The sequence below is a fragment of the Candidatus Contendobacter odensis Run_B_J11 genome, assembly GCF_000531125.1.
GTDB lineage: Bacteria > Pseudomonadota > Gammaproteobacteria > Competibacterales > Competibacteraceae > Contendibacter > Contendibacter odensensis.
Genome location: NZ_CBTK010000240.1, coordinates 1 through 1,278 on the forward strand (window position 1 = coordinate 1; position 1,278 = coordinate 1,278).

The 1,278-nt window shown below is 45.3% G+C and carries 3 protein-coding genes; all 3 read right to left on the reverse strand.

Features of this window, described 5'->3' with window-relative positions:
* Positions 1–65 precede the first annotated feature (65 nt).
* The gene (locus tag BN874_RS25150; RefSeq protein WP_195912194.1) at positions 66–392 is read right to left on the reverse strand and encodes a DUF5615 family PIN-like protein; all 327 of its coding nucleotides are present in this window, start codon (positions 390–392) and stop codon (positions 66–68) included.
* Positions 376–600, reverse strand: coding sequence for a DUF433 domain-containing protein (locus BN874_RS23745; RefSeq protein ID WP_081756395.1), 225 nt, complete (start codon positions 598–600; stop codon positions 376–378). The genes BN874_RS25150 and BN874_RS23745 overlap by 17 nt, the downstream gene beginning before the upstream one ends.
* 70 nt (positions 601–670) lie before the next feature.
* A partial coding sequence (locus BN874_RS13420) for a DUF3466 family protein (RefSeq protein WP_195912195.1) occupies positions 671–1,278 on the reverse strand: 608 nt, incomplete at its 5' end.

The following is a 1,278-nucleotide window of genomic DNA, read 5'->3' on the forward strand; positions in this document are numbered from 1 at the left end:
ACCCTGCTAACCCAAGAAATATCAGGATTGCAGTATTAGGTTCAGGTACTGCAAATTTTTCCATGTTAGACTCTAACTGTCTCGATTTGACCCGGAGCAACACGGTTCGCAGCCTCTAATAGACTGTGGATGTATGGAGTAAGATCAGCAATCCGATTAGAACGAGCGCACAATACCACAACCCCGAAGGGTAATACTTTAGTGTTTTGCTGAAATTCTAAATTACGGTCAAGGGTGACAAAGACTTCACAAACGCGAGAGGCACGACGAAGCAATTCGCCATTTTTGATACCCGACCAGCCAAGGTTATGAACATGGAGAGTGGTAACTTCATCTCCAACTAACAGTTTAGCAAAGTCAACTGGGAAATTTTCGTCAAGCAGTATGCGCATCTGCTGTAACCGATTCGTAAGCGGCATCAAGCACAGCAATAACTTGTTCGTGTTTAACGGAAGGGAACTGATGAAGAAATTCTTCCAAAGTATCACCTCCTTCTAAGTAATCAAATAATGAACGGACGGGAACACGAGTACCTACAAACACGGGTACACCACTCAGTATCTCAGGATGGCGATGGGTAATACCATTCAGTGTAGTCATATAAGTTCTCCAAGTTTTTTATAGAGTAGTCTCCGGTGCAGCACCTCGTTAAGTAGGTTTCGTTTTCACTCTACCCACACCATTGCCATTTCCGTGAGAAGCCCAATCCAGCAAGACCAAGACTGAGCAGAGCGAGGGTAGCGGGTTCAGGAACCGATGTTGGGGATTCGACGATAGGAGACATAAGGAACGCATGATCTTGTCCATTTATCTCACCGTAACCAATAATTTGACCGGCGTTGTTAATAGCTTTAGCTTCTGTCAATGTCCAACCCGAACCTGTAGGAAAGAGCGAATTCAGATCCACCATCTGACCGTCTGCATACAAGAAGCCATGGTTGCGATTAGCGATATTCGACCTTCCAACAATCTGTCCGCTGTTGTTGATGTCATTAGCAAAACTTTCAGTCCCACCCAAAGTACCAATGTCAGACATTAACCCATTATCGTACAGGAACGCATGACGGCTATTATTTCCAGTGGTATCTGAACCCCCGACGATTTGCCCACTGTCGTTGATACCATAGGCCCAGCTATAAGTCCCGCCCAAGGTGCCAAGGTCAATCATTCCCCCATTGTCGTATAGGAAGGCATGGCTACCCGAAAGCCCAACAATCTGCCTCCTGTAAATTTTCCCGTGATTGCTTATAAATTTGAAACCCACTGTAAGCTCATTGA